The organism is Mycobacterium sp. 2-64, from assembly GCF_035918375.1.
Classification (GTDB): Bacteria; Actinomycetota; Actinomycetes; order Mycobacteriales; family Mycobacteriaceae; genus Mycobacterium; species Mycobacterium intracellulare.
The window spans coordinates 2,135,205-2,144,495 of the sequence record NZ_CP142361.1 but is presented as its reverse complement, the minus strand read 5'-3'; the positions used below and the strand labels follow the sequence as shown (position 1 = coordinate 2,144,495).

Annotated in this window: 6 protein-coding genes; 5 read left to right on the top strand and 1 reads right to left on the bottom strand. The window is 61.6% G+C overall.

What is annotated here, in order from left to right:
- Window positions 1–20: 20 nt before the first annotated feature.
- Complete coding sequence (locus QGN31_RS10445; RefSeq protein ID WP_003877688.1) at window positions 21–251, bottom strand: MbtH family protein; 231 nt, start codon at window positions 249–251, stop codon at window positions 21–23.
- A gap of 866 nt (window positions 252–1,117) precedes the next feature.
- On the opposite strand from QGN31_RS10445, the gene QGN31_RS10440 reads away from it, so the two are divergent.
- The 5 genes from QGN31_RS10440 to QGN31_RS10420 all read left to right on the top strand — a co-directional run bounded on the left by QGN31_RS10440 (window position 1,118) and on the right by QGN31_RS10420 (window position 9,291).
- On the top strand, window positions 1,118–1,537 hold the full coding sequence (locus tag QGN31_RS10440; protein ID WP_036390192.1) for an MmpS family protein: 420 nt from the start codon (window positions 1,118–1,120) through the stop codon (window positions 1,535–1,537).
- On the top strand, window positions 1,534–4,428 hold the full coding sequence (locus QGN31_RS10435) for an MMPL/RND family transporter (RefSeq protein ID WP_201359408.1): 2,895 nt from the start codon (window positions 1,534–1,536) through the stop codon (window positions 4,426–4,428). Before QGN31_RS10440 ends, QGN31_RS10435 begins: the two co-directional genes overlap by 4 nt.
- 89 nt (window positions 4,429–4,517) lie before the next feature.
- On the top strand, window positions 4,518–7,433 hold the full coding sequence (locus QGN31_RS10430) for an MMPL/RND family transporter (RefSeq protein WP_201359409.1): 2,916 nt from the start codon (window positions 4,518–4,520) through the stop codon (window positions 7,431–7,433).
- Window positions 7,434–7,606: 173 nt separating this feature from the next.
- Window positions 7,607–8,554: a daunorubicin resistance protein DrrA family ABC transporter ATP-binding protein gene (locus tag QGN31_RS10425; protein ID WP_009953330.1), complete on the top strand. Its 948-nt coding sequence runs from the start codon at window positions 7,607–7,609 to the stop codon at window positions 8,552–8,554.
- Entirely contained in the window at window positions 8,551–9,291 is a 741-nt protein-coding gene (locus QGN31_RS10420; protein ID WP_009953329.1) for an ABC transporter permease, read from the top strand. Before QGN31_RS10425 ends, QGN31_RS10420 begins: the two co-directional genes overlap by 4 nt.

Sequence of the window (9,291 nt, the reverse complement as noted above, 5' to 3'; positions counted from 1 at the left end):
CCGCCCCGTACCCCGGCTGGTTACTGGTCAAAACCCCGACCCGTTGCGAGCTTGTCCCGCAGGCTCTTCGGCCTGATGTCGGGCCAATGTTGCTCGATGTACTCCAAACACGCAGCTCGGTCGGCTTCCCCGTGTACCACTCGCCAACCCGCTGGAACATCGGCGAAGGCCGGCCACAAGCTGTGTTGCTCCTCGTCGTTCACCAGGACGAAAAAGCTGCCGTTGTCGTCGTCGAATGGATTGATGCTCACAATTCTCCAGATAGATAGTGGACATGAGTGGAACAGGTCCAAACCATAGTGGAGGGCAACACTGCCCGTCGGCGGTTTGGGGAAAGTTCCTGGTGTGGCCGAGAAGGTCTTGGCGCCACCGAATGATTGGTGTGCGAAGGGGCCCCGATGCCCCTGAATTCGCTCCAGTGACCTGCATCAATGGCGGGTGGTGCGAAATATCGCTATTGGGGCAGGCACGTCCTTCAGGCCGATGAAGTTTTTGTGCTCGTCGACACACATCCTAGCCGAACGCGTGACGGCCGCGAAAATCACCCGGAGGCGAACCTGCCGCCTCCGGCAGGGCATGTTGAACCCTCCCGGCCGGTGACACGTGACGACTGCTGTGCTTAGGTGGTTGCGCGGCGTTGGCGACCGCTGCCCGGGGCGGAGCGGTCAGCAAAACGCCGTTTACGCAGGTGGAATCGGTCACGATCCCGTATCGCGTTGCCAAAGCACTGATACGGAAGCGACGGGCGTGGTTTACTCATCAAGACCTGGTCGCGTTCCCCGGGGGCGGGGCTCGCATGAGGTAACGGAGACACGACTGGTCGGCGACGTACACCGCATCAAGGCGCCGCAGTCTGGCGTGTTGCTACCGGTCTGTAGTTGCATGTTCGGGTGGCGGAGCCCGCGCGGACATGAAGACGGCTGAAGGGGGTGCAGTGGTCGAATCCGACGTGCGGGCCCGGCCCGACAACACCATCGCGGAAGGACGAGAAATTAGCCAACCGTCTGGCCGGAGACGCGGTTTCTTGGGCTTTGCTCGCCGATCTTCGCCTGAAACCACACAGCAAACTGGCCGTCAAACGAATCGATCCCAAAAGAGTGCCGCAGTTCTCAGCCTGCTGAAGCGGCTGTGGATCCCGTTGGTGATCGTGGCGGTGGTTATTGCCGGGGGCATGACCGTTTCGCGGTTGCACGGCGTATTCGGTTCCGAGCACCGCCCGTCGTACGCCGAATCACGGCAGCAGGACACCAAACCGTTCAACCCCAAGCACGTCAAATACGAGGTCTTCGGCCCGGCGGGGACGATGGCCGACATCAGCTACTTTGACGCCAACGGCGAGCCGAACCACATCACCGGCATCGTGCTGCCGTGGACGTTCGACATCTCGACCACGTTGCCGTCAATCGTGGGAAACGTAGTGGCGCAGGGCAATAGCGACACTCTTGGCTGCCGCATCGTGGTGGACGGCGTTGTCAAGACCGAGAGGATCTCGCACCAATTGAACGCGTTCACCTACTGCGTGTTGACGGCCACATGAGTACCGAGCAATTGGAGACCCAGCAGCCCGCCGCGCGATCACGGGTGGCGCGGATCATCCACCGGTTGTCGGTGCCCATCATCTTGGGTTGGCTTGGCATCGCGGTCCTCATCAGCGTCGCCGTCCCTTCACTGGAGCAGGTTTCGGCTGAGCATGCGGTATCGCTAAGTCCTTTGGGCGCACCGTCGTTCAAGGCGATGGAGCGGCTGGGCGAGGATTTCAAGGAAACCAATACCGGCGCCATGGCCATGGTCCTGTTGGAGGGTCAACAGCAACTGGGCGACGACGCGCACACGTATTACACGCGTTTGGTTCGCCAGTTGGAGGCCGATCACACGCACGTGCAGCATGTCCAGGATTTCTGGGGCGACCCGCTTACCCGCGGCGCCGCGCAAAGCCAGGACGGCAAGGCCGCATACGTTCAGGTGAACCTGAACGGCAACGCGGGCGCGGCCGCGGGCGACGAATCTGTGGCCGCAGTTAGAAAGATCGTGCAGGAGGCTTCTCCCCCGCCCGGGCTCAAGGTCTATGTCACCGGTCCCGCGGCCATCGTCGCGGACATGAACGCCGCCGGCGCGAAGACGGTCGCGCTGGTGACTTTGGCCAGCCTTTGCGTGATTTTCCTGACGTTGCTGATCGTTTATCGGTCGATTGTCACCGTCATCCTTCTGTTGCTCATCGTCGGCCTGGAATTGCAGATCGCGCGCGGTATGGTCGCGCTACTCGGCCATCTCGGGCTGGTCGGCCTTACCACCTTTGCCGTCAACTTGCTGGTCGCGGCGGTCATCGCGACGGGAACCGACTACGGCATTTTCTTCGTCGGCCGATATCAAGAGGCTCGGCAGGCCGGCGAAAGTCGCGAAGACGCCTTCTACACCACATTCGCCGGGGTCGCGAAGGTTGTGTTGGCCTCCGGCTTGACCATCGCGGGCGCGGTGCTCTGCCTCAGCTTCACCCGTCTGCCCTTTTTCCAACCGCTCGGTATCCCTTGCGCGGTCGGCATAGCGGTTGCGGTGCTAATTGCGCTGACGCTGGGGCCGGCGCTGCTGGCCGCCGGAGCCCGGTTCGGCCTGTTCGAGCCTCGGCGGGCGGTCTCGGCCCGCCGGTGGCGACGGATCGGCACGGCCATCGTCCGGTGGCCGGCGCCCATTCTGGTTGCGTCGTTGGCCGTTGCGCTGATCGGCCTCTTGGCCTTGCCGAATTACCGCCCGAGCTACGACGACCAGAAATTCATTCCGCAAAGCATTCCCGCCAATGTGGGGTATGCGGCGGCCGCGCGGCACTTTCCGGGCCAGCGAATGCAGATGCCCGAGATTCTGTTGGTCGAGACCGATCACGATTTGCGCAATCCGACCGATATGTTGGTGATCAACAAACTCGCCAAGGCCGTACTTGCTGTCCCGGGTATTGCCACGGTGCAGACCGTCACCCGCCCCGAAGGTGTTCCCCTGCAACACACCACGATTCCGTGGATCATCAGCATGGGTCAGGCCAGCCAGATGCAGAACATGGCCTTTCAAAAAGACCGCATGAACGACATGCTCGTCCAGGCCAACGAGCTGGGAAAAATGATCGGCATCATGCAGCACATGCTGGGTCTGATGAAGGAGCTCGTCGCCACGACTCACCACATGGTCCAGACGACGCATGAGATGCAGGACATCACGTCGGAGTTGCGCGACCACATTTCGGATTTCGAGGATTTCTTCCGGCCCCTACGCAACTACTTCTATTGGGAAAAGCACTGCTACGACATTCCGATCTGTTTCTCGCTGAGATCGATTTTCGACACGCTCGACGGCGTGGACGAGATCAGCGACAAACTGGCCGAGATGGTGAAGAATCTCGATCAGCTTGATGTGATCCTGCCGCAGCTGGTCATGCAGATCCCGCCAATGATCGAAACCATGTCGGGCATGCGCAACATGATGCTGACCATGCACAGCACCATGTCCGGGGTCATGGGCCAGATGGATTCGAGCGCCAAGGATCCGAGTGTCATGGGGCAGGCTTTCGATGCCTCCAGAAACGACGATTCCTTCTATCTCCCGCCGGGGATCATCAACGGCTCCGACGCCTTCAAGCGGGTCGAGAAGGTGTTCATGTCGCCGGACGGGAAGGACTTCCGCCTGCTCATCTCGCAGCGGGGTGACCCGGCGACACCCGAGGGCCTCTCGCGGGTGGAGCAGATCAAGACGGCGGCCGAAGAATCGCTCAAGGGGACCCCCCTCGAAAACGCCAAGATCTACCTCACCGGCACGGCGGCGATCACCAAGGATTTGGTGGACGGATCCAAGTTCGACCTCCTAATCGCCGGCGTCTCCGCGCTCTGCCTCATTTTCATCATCATGCTGATCATGACGCGAAGTTTTATCGCCGCTATGGTGATCGTCGGCACGGTTTTGCTGTCCCTCGGCGCGTCCTTCGGGCTATCCGTATTGGTCTGGCAGTACCTCCTGGGCATGCAGTTGCACTGGACGGTGCTGTCCACCTCGGTGATCGTGCTGTTGGCGGTCGGCTCGGACTACAACCTGCTACTGGTCTCCCGCATGAAGGAGGAATTGTCCGCCGGGATCCACACCGGCATCATTCGCGCCATGGGCGGCACCGGCAAGGTCGTGACGAACGCCGGCCTGGTGTTCGCGTTCACCATGGCCTCAATGGTGGTCAGCGACCTACGCAGCATCGCCCAATTGGGCACCACGATCGGTTTGGGACTGTTGTTCGACACGTTGGTGGTGCGTGCGTTCATGACGCCCTCTGTGGCTGCGTTGCTGGGGCGTTGGTTCTGGTGGCCACAGCTGGTGCGTCCCCGCCCCGCCAGCACGATGCTGCGGCCCACGGGGCCTCGTCCGTTGGTGCGTTCGTTGCTGCTGAAGCAGTCGCAGTAAGTGGCGGCTTTCCACTTCAGGATGGGAACAGCAACCGTGGGGAACATCGTGACGCAGGGCGATAGCGCCGCAGACACGCTGGGGGCCGCATGACGACCCAAGGGACTCGGCCTCCCCGCATCGCGCGGAACATCCGTCGCTTTTCGGCGCTCATCATCATCGGGTGGGTAGCGCTGACCCTGCTGGTGACCTTCGGCGTCCCGCGGCTCGAGATCGTGGGCCAACAGCATTCGGTGCCGCTGGCCCCACAGGACGCCCCGGCCGTCCAGGCCATGCAGCGCATGGGCCGGGACTTCAAGGAATCGGACTCCGACAGCTTCGCGATGCTGGTGATCGAGGGGCAGCAGCAGCTCGGCGACTCGGCACACGCCTACTACGACAAGTTGGTTCGCGAACTCAAGAGCGACACCAAGCACATCGAGCACGTGCAGGATTTGTGGGGAGACCGCCTCACCGCGGCGGGTGCCCAGAGTCCCGACGGCAAGGCCGTCTACGTGCAGTTGAACCTGGCGGGTAATCAGGGCACCACGCAGGGTCAGGAATCCGTGGCGGCGATCCGCGACATCATCGCGCGGACGCCACCGCCTCCCGGCATTCAGGCCTATGTCACCGGCCCGGCGGCGCTTTTTTCCGATATGCAGCTCGCCGGTGACCGCTCCATTCTGAAAATGACGATGATCGGCGCCTTGATCATTTTCATCGTGCTGCTTTTCGTGTACCGCTCCGTCATTACCGTCATTCTTTTGTTGCTGACGGTGGGCATCGAAGTTTTTGCCGCGCGGGGTGTCATCGCCTTTATCGCCGATCACAACTTCATCGCCCTGTCGACGTTTGCCGTGAACTTGCTGGTCGCGCTGGCAATGGCCGCCGGAACCGACTACGCAATTTTCTTCTTCGGCCGCTATCAAGAGGCGCGCCAAGCCGGCGAGGACCGGGAAACCGCGTTTTTCACCACCTATCGCAGCGTCTCCCCCGTGGTCCTGGGTTCGGGTCTGACGATCGCCGGGGCGATGTTGTGCCTGAGCTTCACCCGCATGCCCATCTTCCAAACCATGGGTCTGCCTTGCTCTTTGGGCATGCTGATTTCGGTCGTGATCGCTTTGACCTTGGTTCCGGCGGTGCTGACCGTCGGCGGTGGTGTCGGCTTGCTCGACCCGAAGCGCACGATCGGATTCGGCCGCTGGCGCCGGATCGGCACGGCAATCGTCCGCTGGCCCGCCCCTATCCTGTGCGCGACGATAGCGATCGCCATTGTCGGCCTGGCCACTTTGCCCGGATACAAGACGAGCTACAACAACCGGCTGTATATGCCCAACAGCGTTCCCGCCAACGTCGGGTACGCCGCCGCCGATCGTCATTTCAATCAATCGCGAATGATGCCCGAAATCGTGATGATCGAGGCCGATCACGACATGCGGAATTCGGCGGACTTCCTGGTGCTGCATAGGCTTGCCAAGGCAGTCTTCGGGGTTCACGGGATTTCTCGGGTGCAGGGCATCACGCGGCCGGAGGGAACGCCGATCCAGCACACGTCGATTCCGTTTTTGCTCAGCATGCAACAGGCGATGATGAGTCAGGACATCAAGTACATGCAGCTGCGCATGGATGACATGCTCGTCCAGGCGGACATGATGGCGAAACAAATCGAGATCATGAAGCGCATCTATGAATTGCAATCGCGCATGACCGATATCACGCACGATACAATCGAGAAGACCAAAGAAATGGCCGAGGTTCTTTACGACCTGCGAGGCCATATGTCCGACTTCGAGGATTTCTTCCGCCCCCTGCGCAGCTACTTCTACTGGGAAAAGCACTGCTATGACATTCCGATATGCTGGTCGTTGAGGAATATCTTCGAAACGCTCGACGGCGTCGACACGCTCAGCGACAAACTGACGGATCTCATCAAAGATCTCGACAATATGGACAAGCTGATGCCGCAGCTGCTTGAGCAGTACCCGCCGATGATCGCCATGTCGGAGGACATGCGACAGATGATGCTGACCAATCACAGCACCATGTCCGGGATCATCGGCCAGATGGACAGCAATAACAAGGACGCTGTTGCCATGGGCGAGGCATTCGACGCCTCCAAGAATGATGACTCTTTCTACCTGCCGCCGGACATCTTCGAAAATGCGGACTTCAAGAAAGCGATGAGCCAATTCCTGTCGCCCGATGGAAAGGCCGCCCGCTTCATCATTTCCCACCGCGGCGACCCGGCAACGTCCGAAAGCGTGGCCCGCATCGACAAGATCAGGCAGGCGGCCGAAGAAGCCCTCAAGAACACGCCGCTGGAAAACGCCAAAATCAACATCGCGGGTACCGCGTCGACCTTCAAGGACTTCCGGGACGGTTCGACCTACGACCTCTTGATCGCCGGCGTTGGCGCGCTGTGTCTGATCTTCATCATCATGCTCATCATCACGCGAAGTTTTATCGCCGCCCTTGTCATCGTGGGCACGGTGACCCTTTCGTTGGGCGCCTCGTTCGGGTTGTCTGTCCTGATCTGGCAGTACATCTTCGGCATCGATCTGTACTGGATGGTGCTGCCGATGTCGGTCATCGTCTTGCTGGCGGTCGGGTCGGACTACAACCTGCTGTTGGTGTCCCGCATGAAAGAAGAGATAGCCGCCGGCATCAACACGGGCATCATCCGCGCGATGGGCGGCACCGGCAAAGTCGTGACGAACGCGGGCCTGGTGTTCGCCTTCACAATGGCATCGATGGTGGTCAGCGACTTGCGCATCATCGGTCAGGTCGGTACCACGATCGGCCTGGGCCTGATGTTCGACACCTTGATCGTGCGCTCGTTCATGACGCCGACCATCGCGGCGCTGCTCGGGCGTTGGTTCTGGTGGCCGCTGTTGGTTCGGCCCCGGCCGGCGAGCCTGCTGCTTCGCTCGGTGGGCACGCGCCCGTCGGTGCGCACGCTGTTGCGCGAGGACGACGACGCGGACGCCCCCACGGCCGAGATCCCGATCGCCAGGCCGACCGTCTAGGTGGTCCTAGTCGTTTCGTTGTCCCGGATAGCGGGGCGGTCGATGCCCTCCGCGCAATAGCGCGGCGAGAAAGATTGGACGCCAATGAGTTTGCTTCAAGCCCATCCCCTCCCCCACATCGTCATCTGTCGATACCGCCAACATGCCGACACGCACCATGAAATACTCCTACCGTGAGTTCACTGGCGATCGAGGTTGTCGGCCTCACAAAGACATTCGGGCGAAACACGATCGCGCTCAATGGCGTGGACTTCTCGGTTCCGGCCGGGACGGTGTGCGGGCTGCTCGGCCATAATGGCGCCGGCAAAACCACCACGATCAATATCCTGTCCACACTGATCCGCCCCAGTTCGGGTCGTGCCAGCGTTGCCGGGCATGACATCGCCCGCCAGCCCGCCGAGGTACGGGCCAGCATCGGCATGGCAGGACAGTTCACCGGCATGGATCCCATGCTGACGGGCCGGGAGAACCTGGTGTTGTTCGGCCGGCTCCGCGGATTGAACCGCCGACAGGCGAAGACTCGCGCCGACGAACTGCTGGAACAATTCGACCTGGTCGCCGCTGCCGACCGCCGGCTGTCGACGTACTCCGGAGGCATGTTCCGCCGCGTCGACCTGGCTAGTGCCCTGGTGGTGCCGCCAAAGGTGCTGTTCCTCGACGAGCCCACCACCGGGTTGGACCCGCGCAGCCGCCGCGACGTGTGGGCCCTGGTGAGTTCGCTGACGGTGCAGGGCATTACCGTCCTGCTCACGACGCAGTACCTGGAAGAGGCCGACGTCTTGAGCGATTCGATCGTCGTCATCGACCATGGGCAGGTAATCGCCAGCGGCACCGCCGAGGAACTCAAGCGCGCGGTGGGTTCCAGCTACTGCCAGGTGACGCCGGCCAATCCTGCCGATCTGCCCCAAGTTGCGGGGGCGCTGACCGGACTTGACGGGGTCGATATCAACACCGACACGAGTTCGGTGTCGGTATTCGCCCCCAACGGCGTGACGACCCTGGTTGAGGTATTTCGCCGGGTCGATGCGCTCGGGCTCGAACTCGCCGATATCTCGCTACGCAAGCCCTCGCTCGACGAGGCGTTCCTGCATTTGACTGAGCGGACCGTCGCCCGGCCATGAGCGCCCTTGCCGCCCTCACCGAACGCTCGCTGATGTCGGCAGCACGCGATGGCGAGATGATATTCGAAATCATCTCCCCCGCAGCATATTTGGCAGGGTTCAGTGTGGCGCTGCACGGCCTGATCGACACGGGGCCCGTCAGTTATACGCAGTACTTTCTGCCCGCGGTGGTCGCACAATCGATGATCTTCGTGGGACTGCTCACCGCCGACCGCGCGGCGCGCGACCATCTGTTTGGGTTCGGTGAACGGATGCGGACGCTGCCCGTCCCTGCGGCGGCCACAGTAACAGCCCGCACGGTGGCCACCCTGATGCGCGCCGTGCTCTCCCTGCTAGTGGCGTTGATCGCCGGCTATGCCTTCGGTTTCCGGATAACCGGGGGATTGGGATACGCGGCGGCCTTCCTGCTCATCTCCTTGCTGCTGTGCCTGGCCATAGCTCTGGGCGCCGACGCACTGGGATCGAGCGCAAAGAGTGTCCAGGGGGCCAGCCACTTCTTGTTTGTCCCTCAACTGCTGCTGTTCATGCTCTCCACCGGAATCGCCCCCGAAAAGACCTTTCCCGAGTGGCTGCGTCCGTATGTGCGCAACCAACCGATTTCACAATTCGCCGAAACCCTGCGCGGACTGTCCACCGGGCATGTCTTGCTCAGCAACCTAGCGGCCACCCTGGCCTGGTGTCTGGGCATGGTGTTGGTCTTCGGGACGATCACGTTGCGCATGCAAAGGCGCGGCTAG